The following is a 16,579-nucleotide window of genomic DNA, read 5'->3' as shown; positions in this document are numbered from 1 at the left end:
TATGGCGATGAATCGACGGGATTTCCTGAAGGTCAGCACCTCGGCTTCCGGTGGACTGCTATTGGCGCTGAATCTGCCTGGTTGTGCCTCCGTGCAAACCGGCTATGAGCCTGAAACCGGGGAATGGAAACCGAACGCCTGGTTGGAACTCACCCGGGACAACGACATTATTTTCACCCTGGATCGGGTTGAGATGGGCCAGGGCACCTACACCGGCCTTACCACTTTGATAGCGGAGGAGCTGGATGTAGCGCCGGAGGCCATTCGCGTGGAATTTGCCCCGGTTGCTCCGGAGTACCGTAACCCGTTGTTCGGGCTCCAGCTTACCGGTGGCAGCACCAGTGTCGCCTCCAGTTGGCAGCCCCTGCGGGAGGCCGGAGCTTCGGCGCGACTGATGCTGGTGATGGCCGCCGCCCGGGTTTGGCGGGTCGAGCCGGGACAATGCAAAACGGAGGGCGGGTACGTACGCCACCCCAACGGCCTGGATTCCATGCCCTATGGCAAACTGGTGGAGTTGGCGGACAAAGAGGTGATTCGTGGTGATGTGCCACTGAAACCCCGCTCCCAGTGGAAATACATCGGCCGACAGGCCGGAAGGCTGGATGCCGAGGCCAAGTCCACCGGCCAGGCGATGTACGGGATAGACGTAGAGCTGCCGGATATGGTCTATGCCGTTATGACCCGGAGCCCCCGCTATGGCGGACTGGCGGTCAGTTTCAACCGCGATCAGGTTCGGGCCATGCCGGGCGTGCTTGATGCCTTCATCACCGAGCGCGGTGTGGCCGTAGTGGCAGATCGCTACTGGCGAGCCCGGAAGGCTCAGGAAGCGCTGGCGGTTGAGTGGGATTTTTCCGAGGCCGTCGGGTTATCCAATCCGGACGTGTTCAAACACTATCGTCAGGCCGCCGGTGACGATCCCGGCGAGGACGAACGGGTGGACGGTGCCCCCGAGGCTGTTCTGGAGAAAGCGGGTACCCTGGTGGAGGCTGAATATGAGCAGCCGTACCTGGCCCACGCCACCATGGAACCAATGAATGCGACCGCCTGGTATCGGGACGGTGGCATGGAAGTCTGGGCGCCGACCCAGGCGCCGGATCTGGGCCGCATAGCCGCCGCGCGACACACCGATCTCTCTCCGGATGACGTGACTATCCACACGACCTTTCTTGGCGGTGGCTTCGGCCGCAGGTTGACTCAGGACTACATTGAGGAAGCGGCCCTGGTCGCCTACCGGGTGAAAGTGCCGGTCAAACTGATCTGGTCCCGGGAAGAAGACACCCGCCATGGCTTTTTCCGCCCGGCCATGTTGCATCGTATGGCGGCCAGTCTGGAGGATGGGCAGTTGACGGGCTGGGATCATCAGATTGTTGGCCCGCAGATACTTGACTGGTACGTCCGGAACGCTGCACCAGCCCAGTACCCCTGGGCACCAAAATTACTGTACGGAACATTGGGCAGGGTTGGCCTGATGGTTGAAGGTATCGCAACCCCGAAAGACATTTCGGCCATTGAGGGGGCTATTGGCTATCCCTACGCGGTACCCAATGTCCGGGTTCGGCATACCCACACTGACCCGGGCGTGCCAATTACCTGGTGGCGATCCGTGGGCTATTCCCACAATGGTTTCGCGGTCGAGACCTTTATGGATGAACTCGCCAGCCAGGCCAACGAAGATCCGGTCAGTTTCCGGCTGAAACTGCTGGAGAGTGAGCCCCGTCATCGGCGGGTTCTGGAGCGGGCTGCCGAGCTGGCGGGCTGGAACCAGCCGGTGCCAGAGGGCAGGGCGCGCGGAGTGGCTTTGTTCAAGAGCTTTGGTACCTATGTTGCCCAGGTGGTGGAAGCCAGTATTGAGCAGGGCGGAATTCGCGTTCACAAGGTCACCTGCAGCGTGGACTGTGGTCAGGTGGTTAACCCGCGAATTGTCGAGGATCAGATGACCGGCGGCATTGTCTTTGGCCTGACGGCGGCGCTGAACGGGGAAATTACCCTGGACGGCGGCGAGGTGCAGCAAAGTAACTTCCACGATTATCGTCTGCTGCACATGCATCAGGTACCGGAGATGGTGGTGGATATTGTCGACAGCGAAGAGCCGCCCACCGGCGTTGGGGAACCTGGCGTCCCGCCGGTGATTCCGGCCCTGGGCAACGCCTTGTTTGCGCTGACCGGCAAGCGCCAGCGCCGTCTGCCCCTTAAAGCCTGAGCGGAATCGGTTTTACCCGGGCTGGGGTGGTTCTATAATGGCGCCAGATTCGCGCCCGGGCAGGGCTCGTACCAACCCGGAGGATGCCTGTGTTTGATGTAACCCGCTACGCCACCGCCGCCCAATCCATCGTCGAGGCCGGCCGCTTTCTCTACGACCGCGGCTGGTCGCCCGCCACCAGCAGTAATTATTCGGCCCGTATCGATGGCGACCATGTGGCGATTACGGTATCTGGCCGGCACAAGGGTCAGTTGGGCGCAGGCGACGTCATGGTGGTGGATCTTCATGGCCAGGCGGTGCAAAGCGATTGCCGCTCGTCGGCAGAAACCCTTCTGCACACGGTGATCTATCAGCTTTATTCCGAGGTTGGCGCCGTTCTGCATACCCACTCGGTCAAGGCTACCGTGCTTAGCCGCCTGATCCCGGCGGGGCAGGCACTGGAGCTTGAAGGCTATGAATTACAGAAAGCCTTCAATGGCGTGCAAACCCATGAGGGTAAGCTGATTGTTCCCGTGTTCGACAACACCCAGGATATTCCGGCACTGGCTGAGGAAACCCGGGACTGGTTTGCGCGGCACCCGGAACAGCCTGGATACCTTATCCGCGGCCATGGTCTTTACACCTGGGGCCGCACCATGGCCGATTGCCTGCGCCATATTGAAGCGTTTGAATTTCTCTTTGAATGTGAACTCGAAACCATGAGGGTACGCCGATGACCACCCTGAGCATTTTTCATCAGAACCAGCCCGAGCAGGCCCTGACGGTCGTAACAGACCCGGACGCCATCCGGAATAAACTGAGTGCCCACGGTGTGCATTTCGATCGTTGGGCAACCCGTGATCTGCCGGCCGACGCCACCGAGGAGGAGATTCTTGAGGCCTATGCCGACGAAGTGGCACGGCTCAAGCAGGATTGGGGGTTTCAGACCGCCGACGTGGTCAGCCTGACTGCGGATCACCCCCAGAAAGACGCGTTCCGCCAGAAATTTCTGGATGAGCACACCCACAGCGAGGACGAAGTGCGCTTCTTCGTTCGTGGTCAGGGGTTGTTTTACCTGCACTTCGGTGACCAGGTATACGCGCTGCTGTGCGAGAAGAATGACCTGATCAGTGTGCCTGACGGCACCCGGCACTGGTTTGATATGGGGCCGGAGCCTGAGTTCACCTGTATCCGGTTATTCAGCAACCCGGAAGGCTGGGTTGCGAGCTTTACCGGTGAGGATATCGCTTCCCGGCTGCCACGTTATGAGAGCCTGGCGGGAGGGGCCTGATGATTCGAGTGATCCTGACGGACATCGAGGGCACCACCAGTTCGATCTCCTTCGTACACGATGTCCTGTTTCCCTACGCCAGCGAGCACTTGCCGGAGTTTATCCGGGCCAACCATCACACCTTGCCGGCGGTGGCGGAACAGCTGGCTCGGGTGGCAGAGATCAGCGGTACCGACCGGAAAGATATCGATGGCCTCATCAATGTGCTGCAAGAGTGGATTGCCGAAGACCGCAAGGAGGGGGCGCTAAAGGCGCTGCAGGGCATGGTCTGGGAGCAGGGATACCACAGCGGTGAACTGAAAGGCCATATCTATCCGGATGCCGCGGATTATCTCAAGCGCTGGCATGATCGGGGCCTGAGACTGTTCGTATATTCCTCCGGGTCCGTCAAGGCCCAGAAGCTGATCTTCGGTCATAGCAATGAAGGCGACTTCACGGTTTTCTTCTCTGGTTATTTCGACACGGCCGTCGGGGGCAAAAAGGAGTCCCAGTCCTATCGCAACATTCTTGCGGAGCTGGGGGTAGACGCGGGCACAGTGCTGTTTCTGTCCGATGTTGAGGAAGAGCTGCGTGCCGCCGAGGAAGCCGGCCTGAAAACTGCCTGGCTGGTACGAGAGGGCGAACTGCCGGATACCGCTCGGGTCGTGGCCACGGATTTTTCGGAGGTTGATGCGCTGTTGCGCAAACGATAGGAGGTGATTCATGCCCGGGCGCCGCTGGTATTCATGGCTGTTACCGGCTGTGTGTGCACTGAGCCTGTTCGGGTGCAATCCCTTTTCAGACGCTGAATCCCTCACCGATGAGTACCTGGAACGTTTGGCCCGGGTACTCGATACCGCGCCCGTTCCCAGGGCCGAGCTGCCCGCCGCCTCCATTCCACCCAGGCGGAGAGAGCGGATACTTGCCCTGCCGGAGCTGGATCTGGGCATGCTGGATTTTCTGTCGCTTTACGGCTGCGAGCTCCAGTATGTGGTGGGCGAACGCAATTCCGTGATGGGCAAGGTGATGCAGCCCATCAATCAGTTACGCTATGAGATTCGTTTTATCCGAGCTGCGGAGGCCTGTCTGCCCCAGGTAGACGACGAGGAACTCACAGACGCTCTGGAATCCGCCATTGAAAGCAAACGGGACAGTCTGCCGCTGGCGGTCTGGAATGCCACCTGGGGGACCGAAGAGGTGGAGCGCCAGTTTACCCTGTCCAAAGGCTATTATCCGGTGGCGGAAGCGGGTAATCCCGCGTCGGATCTGGTCCGGGATCTGCAGCAGTTGAACCGCCAGGTGGAAGCCATACTGGCTCAGAAGCTCGAGATCTCCCTGGAGAACCTCGGCCAAGTTCATCAGCGCTGGCAGGCGGATGTGCTGGCGGGCCAGACTATTAACAGCGCGCGCTTGCTGATCAGCACCCTGAATGCCGGCACCGAGCTGCTCGGCACTCGATTGGAGGGCAGGCCGCTGTGTCTCAACGGCCAGCCCAATAACCAGTCGGAAATTGTTCAGAACTTCTTCTTCAGTATCTATATCGGAAAAATCCAGCCGTACATGAGTGACGTCAGCCGGGCACGGGATTCGCTGATTGCGGGCTTTGAGGAACTCGCCAGACAGCAGCAAGCCGTGATGCCAGAGAGTTTTACGCCCTGGTACCAGCGTCATCTGGCGGCCGATACCCGGAATAGCCTTTGGCAGGAACTGGATCAGGCCATGATGCGGCATACCCGGCACTGGCAGGATCTGTTGGGGCAGTGCGGGCTTCGTCCGGGCGCCTGATGGTCCGTTTTACTCAACGTTGGCTTTCCGGCGTTACCCTCAGAATTTCCTCCACCGTGGTCAGTCCCGCGGCCACTTTCTGGGCGCCATTGAGCCGCAGTGACTTCATGCCTTCTTTGTAGGCATCCAGCCGAAGCTGTTCCAGCTCGCAGTGATCGGTGATCTGGCGGGTGAGTTTGTCTGACAGTGCCATAATCTCGTATACCCCGGCTCGGCCCATGTAACCGGTGTTCCGGCATTCCAGGCAGCCGACCGGCTGGTAGAACTGCCGGGGCAGCAGTGCCTTCCACGGCCGGGTCAGCGTCTGCCAGGCGTGAGCATCCGACTCCCCGGGCTGCTTGCAGTGCGGGCAGAGCGTACGCGCCAGTCGCTGGGCCATCACGCCGAGTACCGTGGCCCGGATCAGATAGGGCGGAATGCCCAGCTCCATCAGGCGGGTGATGGCGCTGGGGGCGTCGTTGGTATGCAGTGTTGAGAGAACCAGGTGCCCGGTTAGCGCTGCCTGCACTGCCATTTCAGCCGTTTCCAGATCCCGGATCTCACCGATCATGATGATGTCCGGGTCCTGCCGCAGCAGAGCACGCACACCGTGGGCAAAGGTCAGGTCGATATTGGTTTGCACCTGCATCTGGTTGAATGCGGGCTCCACCATCTCGATCGGATCCTCAATGGTGCAGATGTTGAGCTCCGGAGATGCCAGTTGTTTGAGCGTGGAATACAGCGTGGTGGTTTTACCGGAACCGGTGGGCCCGGTTACCAGCACGATACCGTGGGGCCGCGAGGTCATGGTTTGCCAGCGTTCCCGGTCTTCCTTGCTGAAGCCCAGTTGCTCGAAGGATTTGAGCAGTACCTCCGGGTCAAAAATCCGCATCACCATTTTTTCGCCGAACGCCGTTGGCATGGTGGCCAGGCGCAGCTCCACTTCGCTGTTGTCGGGTTTGCGGGTTTTGATGCGGCCGTCCTGGGGCCGACGTTTTTCGGCCACGTTCAGGCGCCCGAGGATTTTCAGGCGGCTGGTCACGGCCACGCCAACGTGTTCCGGGAATTCGTAGACATTGTGCAGCACACCGTCGATCCGGAACCGCACCTGGGTAACCGTGCGGCGGGGCTCTATGTGAATGTCCGAGGCCCGTTGCTCGAAGGCATATTGCAGCAGCCAGTCAACAATTTTGACTACATGCTGGTCGTTGGCGTCCGGATTCTCGCTGGCGCCGAGGTCCAGCAACTGTTCGAAATTCTGATTGCCGGTGCCGCTTGACGACTGGCCGCCACTGGCTTTGCTGACCGAGCTTGCCAGTTGATAGAACTCGACGGTGTAACGGCGGATATCCTCTGGATTGGCGACCACCCGGCGAATGTCCTTGCGTACCGCCTGGCGGAGGTTGCTTTCCCATTCCCGCTTGAAAGGTTCGGTGCTGGCAATCACGACTTCATCCGGGGTGATCTCCACCGCGAGAATGCCATGGCGCTGGGCGAAGGCGTAGGACATCACCCGCGCGATGGCCGGCGTGTCGATCTTGAGCGGATCGATATGGTAGTAGTCCTGTCCACCCCAACGGGCAAGCCAATGGGTCAACCGCTCCAGATCAAGAGTTCGGCCGTCCCGCTGGCTGGTCAGTGCGGCAATTGCCACCAGCTCGAGAGGATGTCGTTGTGGCGTATGGCCGGCACCCGAGGCGGCACCGAGATTGGCCGTCAGTACTTTTTCAGCATCTCGCTGGGCGATCTCGCCGCTTTCCACCAGCGCTGAACAGATGTCCCTCAGGGTCAGGGTCTGGCGATGCGGCGGTGCCGGCATGGTCACGATGTCATTCGCCATCTATGTGCCTCCGGGAGCCAGCAACATCAGTTTGCAACCGGTCGATTGACCTTGAGATGCACCATGGCAACGGTAAACAACAGGAACGTCAGGATAGTCAGTGTCACAGGACCGGCGGCGCCCTCCGACAGCCAGGCTGAAACCACGGCCTGAGTGAAGTAGAAAATCACCACAAACGCCAGCCAGATATAACCCCGATTGTGACCCCGGAAAACCGGTACCGCGAACGCTAGCAGCGGCAGGAGTTTGACGGTCAGCATCAGGGGTATGGAAACACCCTCCACCGGTGCGGGCCAGAACGTAGTGACCAGCAGGGTGGCGAGCACGGCGAGGTAAAGGGCGATGGTCAGGCGTGCGGTATTTCTGGCTTTGTCGTTGTGGAGCATGGAGCAGTCCGCATTAAGGGTTGTTTGAAAGTTTGGTCCAGTTTAGTTGGCCAGTTTCAGGGCCAGTCTGGCGAGGCGTTCACCGAAGGCCTGGCACAGGGTTTTCTCATGGTCACTCAGGGCCTGCTGTTCACCGGTGCCGGCCCAGTGGGAGGGGCCATACGGTGTGCCTCCGGTGGCGGTCTCGTTGAGCGCGCTTTCGGAATAGGGCAGGCCACACAGTACCATGCCGTGATGCAGTAACGGCATCATCATGGTCAGCAGGGTGGTTTCCTGGCCCCCGTGCAGGCTGCCGGTGGAGGTAAAGGCGCCTGCCGGTTTGCCGGCCAGTTTGCCGTTGAGCCAGAGGTCGCCGGTGCCGTCCAGAAAGTGCTTGAGTGGCGCTGCCATGTTCCCGAAGCGGGTCGGGCTACCCATGGCCAGCCCGGCGCACTCCGCCAGGTCGGCTTTGGTGGCATAGGGGGCTCCCGCATCCGGAACCGGGGGCAGGCTGGCGGCGGTATCCGGGGAAACCGGCGGAACCGTCCGGATTCTGGCTTCTATTCCTGCCACTCTGGCAACGCCGCGGCCGATCTGTGTGGCCATCTCGGCGGTCTGTCCGTTGCGGCTGTAGTAGAGCACCAGCACATAGGGAGTTGTTTCTGTCATGGGTAGCCCTGGTAGTCAGAGAATGTCCAGTACGTTTTCTGGAGGCCGGCCGACGGCAGCCTTGCCATTGGCCAGTACAATCGGGCGCTCAATCAGCTTCGGTGTGTTTGCCATGGCACGTATCAGGGCTTCTCGGCTGAGATCCGGGTTGTCCAGCCCTTGTTCCCGGTATTCGGCTTCCTTGGTTCGCATGAGTTCCCTGGGTTCGCAACCAAGCAGATCCAGAATGTGTAGAAGTTCCTGCTCTGTCGGTGGCGTCTCAAGGTAGCGTATAATCACCGGTTCGATGCCCTTTTGCTGCAACAGTTCCAGGGTCTGGCGTGATTTTGAGCACCTGGGGTTATGGAAAATACGGGTAGCTTCTGTCATGGTCGTGGCCGTTTAACCTATTGATTGCAGACTTTTCCGGGGCGTTAGTCTAACAGGAGGATAACCCTTGCAGTACCCTCAGTCCGGGCTCTTTTGTAGTGGCGCACGTTGGCTGGCATGGCCGGTACTCATGCTGATGCTGTTGTTGGTCTCAGGTTGTGAAAAGATCGAGCTGGAACGGGCCGACGGCACCCTGGCCAACTGGAACAAGTACCGCGGCCAATGGGTACTGGTGAATTACTGGGCGGAGTGGTGCAAACCCTGCCTTGAGGAAATCCCCGAGCTGAACGAGTTGGACAAGGCTCCGGATATTGCGGTGCTTGGGGTTAATTTTGATGGCGTTACGGGTGTGCCGCTGGTTGAACTCGGCGAACGTATGGGGATTGAGTTTACCATGCTGGCCTCTGATCCGGGGCCCGGGTTCGGTTGGCAGGTGCCGATGGCGCTGCCTGCCACTTTCGTTGTGGATCCTGAAGGCACCCTGATTGAGGCCCGATTCGGGCCCCAGACCGAAGAAGACATCCGAGCACTGATTGGCGAATGACCATGGCAAACACCTTTGTACACTTGCGCGTTCACTCCGAATACTCCATGGTGGATGGCCTGGTTCGGGTCAAACCGTTGATCGGCCGGGTCGCGGAACTGGGCATGCCGGCGGTTGGCCTGACCGAACAGTCCAACATGTGCTCACTGGTACGTTTCTACAAGGCCGCCATGGGCGCGGGCGTCAAGCCCATTATCGGTGCCGATATCTGGCTGGAGAATCCGGATGAGCCCGAAACCCCGTTCCGGCTGACCTTGCTGGCCCGAGACAACGATGGTTACCTGAACCTGACGGAGATCATTTCCCAAGGCTATACCGAAGGCCAGCGCTACGGCAAGCCGATTGTCGAGAAAAGCTGGCTGGAATCCCGTGCCAAGGGCCTGATTGTGCTGTCCGGCGCCAAGATGGGGGACGTCGGCAAGGCCTTGCTGGCCGGGAAGCCGGAACTGGCCAGGGAGCGTGCAGACTATTGGCGAAACCTCTATCCCGACAGTTATTACCTGGAGTTGCAGCGCACAGGGCGGGCCGGTGATGAGGATTGTCTGCACATGAGTGTGGAGTTGGCAGCTGAGCTCGGTTTGCCGGTGGTGGCGACCAATGACGTTCACTTCCTTGAGGCGGATGATTTTGAAGCCCACGAAGCCCGGGTCTGCATCGGCGAAAGCCGGACTCTGGACGATCCCAGGCGGGATCGTCGGTTCAGCGATCAGCAATATCTGCGCAGCGCCGAGGAAATGATCGAGCTGTTCTCGGACATTCCGGAAGCTGTGGAAAACACCGTGGAAATCGCCAGGCGCTGCTCGGTGAAGGTTCGGATGGGTGAATACTTCCTGCCTAATTATCCGATCCCGGACGGCATGACCATGGACGAATATTTTCGCCATGTGTCGGAAGAAGGACTGGAAGCCCGACTGGCGAAGACCCTGAGCAAGGACGATCCGGAGTATGATCAAAAGCGTGAAGAGTACTACAAGCGCCTGAAGTTCGAGCTGGACATCATTATCCAGATGGGGTTCCCAGGCTACTTCCTGATCGTAATGGACTTCATCAAGTGGGCCAAGAACAACGGCGTGCCAGTAGGGCCAGGCCGGGGTTCCGGTGCCGGCTCGCTGGTGGCGTATGCGCTGCTGATCACGGACCTGGATCCGTTGGAATACGATCTGCTGTTCGAGCGGTTCCTGAACCCGGAGCGGGTCTCCATGCCTGACTTCGACGTCGACTTCTGCATGGAAGGCCGGGACCGCGTCATCGACTACACCGCCCAGAAATACGGCCGGGAAGCGGTTTCCCAGATTATTACCTTCGGTACCATGGCCGCCAAGGCGGTGGTCCGCGATGTGGCCCGGGTGCAGGGAAAATCCTATGGCCTGGCAGACAAACTCTCCAAACTGATCCCCTTTGAAGTGGGCATGACCCTGAACAAGGCGATCGAGCAGGAGCCCCAGCTCAAAGAATTCCTGGAGCAGGATGAAGAAGCCCAGGAAATCTGGGAGATGGCTCTGAAGCTGGAAGGCGTGTGCCGTAACGCCGGCAAGCACGCCGGGGGCGTGGTGATCGCACCCACCAAGATCACCGATTTTTCGCCGCTTTACTGTGATGACGAAGGCGGCAGTCTGGTGACCCAGTTTGACAAGGGCGATGTGGAAGACGCCGGCCTGGTGAAATTTGACTTTCTGGGCCTGCGAACCCTGACCATCATCAAATGGGCACTGAACATGATCAACCCGCGCCGGCAGCAGCGTGGGGAAGGCGAGCTCGACATCAGCGCGATTCCGCTGGACGACAAGCCCTCTTTTGACATGCTCAAGAAGGCAGAGACCACGGCGGTATTCCAGTTGGAATCTCGGGGTATGAAAGATCTTATCCGCCGCCTGCAACCGGACTCCCTGGAAGACATGATCGCCCTGGTAGCCCTGTTCCGTCCCGGTCCGCTGCAGTCCGGCATGGTGGATGACTTTATCGACCGGAAGCACGGTCGGCAGCCGTTGTCTTATCCGCATCCGGATTACCAGTATCAGGGCCTGAAGCCGGTTCTGGAGCCCACCTACGGGGTTATCCTGTACCAGGAGCAGGTCATGCAGATCGCTCAGGTGATGGCGGGCTATACCCTTGGCGGCGCCGACATGCTGCGCCGGGCCATGGGTAAGAAAAAGCCGGAAGAAATGGCCAAGCAGAAAGCCATCTTCCTGGACGGTTGTGAAAACAACGGCATCGACAAGACCCTGGCGGAAAACATCTTTGACCTGGTGGAGAAATTCGCCGGTTACGGCTTCAACAAATCCCACTCTGCCGCTTACGCGTTGGTGTCGTACCAGACCCTGTGGCTGAAAGCACACTATCCGGCCGAATTCATGGCTGCGGTTCTCACCGCCGATATGCAGAACACCGACAAGGTGGTGACGCTGGTGGAAGAGTGCCGCAATATGAAGCTGGACTTGCTGGTGCCGGACGTCAGCCGGTCCGCTTATACCTTTACCGTTAATGATCAGGGCCAGATTGTCTACGGCCTGGGCGCAATCAAGGGCCTGGGTGAAGGTCCCATCGAGAGCATTGTAGAAGCGGCCAAAGAAGGCCCTTTTCAGGATATCTTTGATTTCTGCCGCCGGGTGGATCTGAAAAAGGTCAACAAGCGGGCCATGGAAGCCCTGATTCGCTCTGGCGCCATGGATAAACTGGGCGCCGACCGTGCCAAGTTGATGGCCAGTATCGACAAGGCCATTCAGCAGGCGGATCAGCAGTCCCGCAACGATGCCGCCGGCATGGTGGACATGTTCGGAGAGATGCTTGAGGGCGGTGGCGATGATGAAGACACCTATGCAGACGTTGCCCACGTTCGGGAGTGGCCGGAGAAAGAGCGCCTGAAAGGCGAAAAGGACACTCTGGGCCTGTACCTTACCGGCCACCCCTTTGATGAATACGAACGGGAAGTGCGTCGGTTTGTCCGTTGCTCCATCGCCGATCTGAAGCCCAACAAATCGCCGCAGCGGGTAGCCGGGCTGGTGGTGGCCCAGCGCACCATGAAGACCAAGACCGGCTCTACCATGTGCTTCATTACCCTGGATGATCGCAGCGCCCGGATTGAGGCTACCCTGTTTTCCGAGGCCTTCTTCGAGAACCGGGAGTTACTGCAGTCGGACCAGGTAATTGTGGTGGAAGGACAGGTCAGTCACGATGATTATTCCGGCCAGATGAAAATGCGGGTCAGCAGCGTGATGGATGTGGCGACCGCCCGTCAGCAGTTCAGTCGGGGTATCAAACTGGCGTTGCGTTCAGAGCAGTTGCAGAATGGACTTCTGGACAAGCTGGACGATACCCTCAGGCCGTTTCGCAGTGAAGGCAGTCCGGTCTGGATTGAGTACCGCAGTGCCGAGGCCAGCACCCGTATTGAACTGGGTGAAAGCTGGCGGGTACAGCCAGACGACACACTGTTGTTCGAGCTGAAGCACCTGGTGGGCGACCAGTCTGTGGAACTGGTCTATGATTAAGACCAATGTCCGCTTTAGCCTTGCCGGCAGCGCTGCTATCTTTGTCCCAAATTCTGGTTTTGGCGGGTTTCGGCCCGCCTGGCAATAAAATGATGGAACATCATGAACCCTAACTACCTGGATTTCGAACAGCCGATCGCCGACCTGGAAGCCAAGATTGAAGAGCTTCGCATGGTGGGTAACGACACCGATATCAATATCACCGACGAAATCAGCCGCCTGAAAAAGAAGAGCATCAGTCTGACCGAGTCGATCTTCTCCGACCTAAAGTCTTGGGACATTGCCCGTCTGGCCCGGCACCCGCGCCGGCCCTATACCCAGGATTATATTGACCTGATCTTCGAGGATTTTGACGAACTGCATGGTGATCGACGCTACGCCGATGATCTGTCGATCATTGGCGGCACTGCTCGCCTCGATAACACGCCGGTCATGATTATCGGCCACCAGAAGGGTCGTGAAGTGCGGGACAAGGTCAAGCGCAACTTCGGGATGCCTCGTCCGGAAGGTTATCGCAAGGCTCTGCGCCTGATGGAAATGGCTGCACGTTTCAAAATGCCGATTCTGACCTTTATCGATACCCCGGGCGCTTATCCCGGTATCGGTGCCGAAGAGCGCGGACAGAGTGAAGCCATCGCATTCAACCTCGCGGTGATGTCGAGACTGAAAACTCCGATTATCTCTACCGTGATCGGCGAGGGTGGTTCCGGTGGCGCACTGGCGATCGGTGTCTGCGACCAGCTCAACATGTTGCAGTACTCCACCTACGCCGTTATTTCTCCGGAAGGCTGCGCCTCCATCCTCTGGAAGAGCGCCGAGTACGCTGCTCAGGCGGCTGAGGCCATGGGCGTTACCGCCGATCGTCTGAAAGAGCTGGGTGTGGCGGATCACGTGATCGATGAGCCGCTGGGCGGCGCTCACCGCAATCCGGAAAAAATGGCGGAAACCCTGAAGACGTCGCTGGCCCAGGGCGTGGCTGAGCTGAGCCGATTGCCGCTGGATGAACTGGTTTCCCGCCGGTACGAGCGTCTTACCCGCTATGACGGCGGGCGGTAACACCGCTCGCCGGGATACCTGGCCCGAAGACCTGATCGGGCCGGTTCAGAAACTTCCCGCCTGTGATGAACTCTGGGTCGCCCTGAGCGGCGGCCTGGACTCATCCCTGCTTTTGCATGTCGTTGCGGCCGCCCATCCGCGCGTCAGAGCGTTGCATATCAATCATCAGTTACAGTCCAATCACGATCAGACGGAGCGCGCCTGTATCGATCTCTGTGCTGGACTGGGCGTCGAACTCCGGGTGCGTCGAGTGAATGTAGCTACGGGCGCGGGGAGCCTCGAAGAGTCAGCAAGAGCGGCGCGCTACGAGGTCTTCAGGGAGGTTCTGGGAGACAACGACCTTCTCCTGATGGCGCACCATGCAGACGACCAGGCAGAAACGGTTCTGTTCCGGCTGCTGCGTGGTACTGGCGTAAACGGTCTGGCCGGAATGCCTGCTGCCCGGTCGCTCGGGCTGGGGCATCTCTACCGGCCCTGGCTTGACGTATCCCGCAGTCGATTGGAGCAGGTGGCGCGTGAGCAGGGGGTAAGCTGGGTAGAAGATCCCAGCAACCAGAGTGAAGTACACGACCGCAATTATCTGCGGCACTCGGTAATGCCGGGCCTTAAACAGCGTTGGCCGGGTTTGTTGAAGCGCGTTGCTCACAGTGCCCGGGCCTGCGCCGAGAGTGAAACCCTGAGTCAGAGGCTGGCGGAGTTGCAATGGCAGAGTTGCGGCGACGATAAAGGTCGAATCCGGCTGGCCCCCTTCTCTGCGCTCGGGCAGATTGAACGCCGGAACCTGGTGCGCTGGTGGATTCATGGCCGGGGATTGCCGGTTCCGGCGCTGTCGGGCTGGGACTCAGCACTTGACCAGTTGATTCATGCCGGGCCGGACCGCTCACCGGAAATTCCTGGAAACGGATTCTGTATCCGCCGTTATCGGGATCATCTGTACCTGGTGGCTGAGGTCCGGATTCCGGAAGCCCCCAGATCCTTGTTGCCTGGTCAGTTATTGAAGTGGGGGTGGTGGACCCTTCAACTGGTGCCGGATTCGCTGAGCACTACACCGGAATCTTCCTGCCCGGAAATAAGGGTATCTACGAGGCAGGGTGGGGAGCGAATCCGGTTCGGGGCCAATTTACCCTCCCGGTCGTTGAAAACCTGGTTGCAGGAGCAGGGCGTGCCGCCCTGGGAGAGAGCAGCACTGCCGTTGGTTTGCGAGGTCTCCGAGGCCGGGGAAGCGTGGATTGCCATTGGCGATTTGTGGTGTTCTGAACGATACTCCGGAGGCGCCCATGCCGCCGGCTGGCGGCTGATTGTGGAGCGGGATTGTGATTGAGTAGAGAGGGGCTTTCTGGTAGTCTGGCGTCCCATCTTGAGATGAATAATCTCCCTCCTTCACCGAACCAGATAATCACGGAATCTGCATGACGCGTTATATTTTCGTCACCGGCGGTGTCGTGTCCTCATTGGGGAAAGGTATTGCGTCTGCCTCACTGGCAGCCATCCTCGAGGCGCGCGGCCTGAAGGTCACCATTCTCAAGCTGGACCCGTACATCAACGTGGACCCCGGCACCATGAGCCCGTTCCAGCACGGTGAGGTTTTCGTCACCGAAGATGGCGCGGAAACCGACCTCGATCTTGGCCACTACGAGCGCTTCATTCGCACTCCAATGACCAAACGCAATAACTTCACCACCGGCCGGGTGTACGAAGAAGTTATTCGCAAAGAGCGCCGTGGCGATTATCTGGGTGGTACCGTTCAGGTCATCCCGCACATCACCGACGAAATCAAACGCCGTGTGGTGGAAGGCGCAGCGGGTGCCGACGTGGCACTGATTGAAGTCGGTGGCACGGTAGGTGACATCGAGTCCTTGCCGTTCCTGGAAGCCTGCCGTCAGCTGAAGGTGGAAGTAGGCTCCCAGCGTGCACTGTTCATGCATCTGACTCTGGTGCCGTACATCGCCACCGCCGGCGAGATCAAAACCAAGCCGACCCAGCATTCCGTGAAAGAAATGCGCTCCATCGGCCTGCAGCCGGATATCCTGCTGTGCCGCTCTGAGCACGAAGTGGACGCCAGCTCCCGTCGTAAAATCGCCCTGTTCACCAACGTGGAAGAGCGTGCGGTCATCCCGATGCAGGATGCCAAGTCCATCTATGCCATTCCGCGCATGCTGCACGAATACGGTCTGGATCAGCTGGTTATCGAACGCTTCGGTCTCGATGCCCGTGAAGCAGACCTGAGCGAATGGGACGCGGTTGTGGATTCACTGATGAATCCGCAGGACGAAGTCACCATCGCCATGGTCGGCAAGTACATGGAACTGCTGGACGCCTACAAGTCCCTGATCGAATCCCTGCTGCACGCCGGCATCAAGACCCGCACCAAGGTCAACATCAACTACATCGACTCCGAAGACATCGAACGCGACGGCACCTCCGTGCTGGAATCCGCCGATGCCATTCTGGTGCCCGGTGGCTTTGGTGAGCGTGGCGTGGAAGGCAAGATCCGCACCGTACAGTACGCCCGTGAAAACAAGGTGCCGTATCTGGGCATCTGCCTGGGTATGCAGGTGGCGGTTATCGAATACGCCCGCAACGTGGCCGGCCTGAAAGACGCCCACAGCACGGAATTCCGTGAACACACACCGGAGCCGGTTGTCGGCCTGATCACCGAATGGCTTGATGCCACCGGTGAAAAAGAAGAGCGCACCGAAGAATCCGACCTCGGCGGCACCATGCGTCTGGGTGCCCAGGATTGTGTACTGACCGAAGGCTCCACCATCGTTGGCTGTTACGGCAAGAAGACCATTCGTGAGCGCCATCGTCACCGTTACGAAGTCAACAACCATTTCCTGCCCAGGCTGGAAGAAGCAGGCCTGCAAATTTCCGGCCGCTCTGCCGATGGCAAGCTGGTTGAGGTGGTGGAAGCGCCCGATCATCCCTGGTTTGTTGCCTGCCAGTTCCACCCGGAATTTACCTCAACACCTCGCGACGGCCATCCGCTGTTCAAGGGCTTTGTTGAAGCCGCGCTGGCGAACAAGAAAGGATCCTGA

General features: G+C 59.3%; 14 protein-coding genes. 10 read left to right on the top strand and 4 right to left on the bottom strand.

Going from position 1 to position 16,579, the window contains the following annotated elements; all coding sequences use genetic code 11:
- Window position 1: 1 nt before the first annotated feature.
- The 5 genes from Q674_RS23430 (at window position 2) to Q674_RS23410 (ending at window position 5,234) form a co-directional block, all read left to right on the top strand.
- Window positions 2-2,200 carry a xanthine dehydrogenase family protein molybdopterin-binding subunit gene (locus Q674_RS23430; RefSeq protein ID WP_023007908.1) on the top strand — a complete coding sequence of 733 codons (2,199 nt, stop codon included), beginning with the start codon at window positions 2-4 and terminating at the stop codon, window positions 2,198-2,200.
- Between the two features lie 89 nt (window positions 2,201-2,289).
- Window positions 2,290-2,916: a methylthioribulose 1-phosphate dehydratase gene (locus Q674_RS23425; RefSeq protein WP_014421930.1), complete on the top strand. Its 627-nt coding sequence runs from the start codon at window positions 2,290-2,292 to the stop codon at window positions 2,914-2,916.
- Window positions 2,913-3,470, top strand: coding sequence for a 1,2-dihydroxy-3-keto-5-methylthiopentene dioxygenase (locus Q674_RS23420; protein ID WP_023007906.1), 558 nt, complete (start codon window positions 2,913-2,915; stop codon window positions 3,468-3,470). Before Q674_RS23425 ends, Q674_RS23420 begins: the two co-directional genes overlap by 4 nt.
- On the top strand, window positions 3,470-4,162 hold the full coding sequence (gene mtnC / locus Q674_RS23415) for an acireductone synthase (protein ID WP_023007905.1): 693 nt from the start codon (window positions 3,470-3,472) through the stop codon (window positions 4,160-4,162). Before Q674_RS23420 ends, mtnC begins: the two co-directional genes overlap by 1 nt.
- A gap of 10 nt (window positions 4,163-4,172) precedes the next feature.
- Window positions 4,173-5,234, top strand: a complete 1,062-nt coding sequence (locus Q674_RS23410) for a DUF3080 domain-containing protein (RefSeq protein WP_023007904.1) — start codon at window positions 4,173-4,175, stop codon at window positions 5,232-5,234.
- Window positions 5,235-5,247: 13 nt separating this feature from the next.
- Here Q674_RS23410 and Q674_RS23405 read toward each other — a convergent pair whose 3' ends face one another.
- From Q674_RS23405 to arsC, 4 genes are read right to left on the bottom strand one after another with little or no spacing between them, the layout of a single operon-like run.
- A complete protein-coding gene (locus Q674_RS23405) occupies window positions 5,248-7,041 on the bottom strand; it encodes a GspE/PulE family protein (protein WP_370231760.1) in 1,794 nt (597 codons plus the stop codon).
- A 38-nt stretch (window positions 7,042-7,079) separates the two neighbouring features.
- Window positions 7,080-7,439, bottom strand: coding sequence for a DUF2069 domain-containing protein (locus tag Q674_RS23400; RefSeq protein WP_014421925.1), 360 nt, complete (start codon window positions 7,437-7,439; stop codon window positions 7,080-7,082).
- 42 nt (window positions 7,440-7,481) lie between these two features.
- Window positions 7,482-8,087, bottom strand: a complete 606-nt coding sequence (wrbA, locus tag Q674_RS23395) for an NAD(P)H:quinone oxidoreductase (protein WP_023007903.1) — start codon at window positions 8,085-8,087, stop codon at window positions 7,482-7,484.
- Window positions 8,088-8,102: 15 nt separating this feature from the next.
- Window positions 8,103-8,456 carry an arsenate reductase (glutaredoxin) gene (gene arsC / locus Q674_RS23390; RefSeq protein WP_014421923.1) on the bottom strand — a complete coding sequence of 118 codons (354 nt, stop codon included), beginning with the start codon at window positions 8,454-8,456 and terminating at the stop codon, window positions 8,103-8,105.
- Window positions 8,457-8,523: 67 nt separating this feature from the next.
- Here arsC and Q674_RS23385 point away from each other — a divergent pair, with 67 nt between their 5' ends.
- From Q674_RS23385 to Q674_RS23365, 5 genes are all read left to right on the top strand, one after another.
- Window positions 8,524-9,000 carry a TlpA family protein disulfide reductase gene (locus tag Q674_RS23385; RefSeq protein ID WP_014421922.1) on the top strand — a complete coding sequence of 159 codons (477 nt, stop codon included), beginning with the start codon at window positions 8,524-8,526 and terminating at the stop codon, window positions 8,998-9,000.
- Window positions 9,001-9,002: 2 nt separating this feature from the next.
- Complete coding sequence (dnaE, locus tag Q674_RS23380) at window positions 9,003-12,485, top strand: DNA polymerase III subunit alpha (RefSeq protein WP_036198877.1); 3,483 nt, start codon at window positions 9,003-9,005, stop codon at window positions 12,483-12,485.
- 102 nt (window positions 12,486-12,587) lie between these two features.
- On the top strand, window positions 12,588-13,541 hold the full coding sequence (accA, locus tag Q674_RS23375) for an acetyl-CoA carboxylase carboxyl transferase subunit alpha (RefSeq protein ID WP_023007901.1): 954 nt from the start codon (window positions 12,588-12,590) through the stop codon (window positions 13,539-13,541).
- A complete protein-coding gene (tilS, locus tag Q674_RS23370) occupies window positions 13,525-14,862 on the top strand; it encodes a tRNA lysidine(34) synthetase TilS (protein ID WP_023007900.1) in 1,338 nt (445 codons plus the stop codon). Before accA ends, tilS begins: the two co-directional genes overlap by 17 nt.
- Before the next feature lie 88 nt (window positions 14,863-14,950).
- On the top strand, window positions 14,951-16,579 hold the full coding sequence (locus Q674_RS23365; RefSeq protein ID WP_023007899.1) for a CTP synthase: 1,629 nt from the start codon (window positions 14,951-14,953) through the stop codon (window positions 16,577-16,579).

The sequence above is a fragment of the Marinobacter sp. EVN1 genome (assembly GCF_000475375.1).
Lineage (GTDB): Bacteria > Pseudomonadota > Gammaproteobacteria > Pseudomonadales > Oleiphilaceae > Marinobacter > Marinobacter nauticus.
The sequence above is the reverse complement of the archived record's forward strand: the minus strand, read 5'-3'. Positions and strand labels throughout refer to the sequence as shown.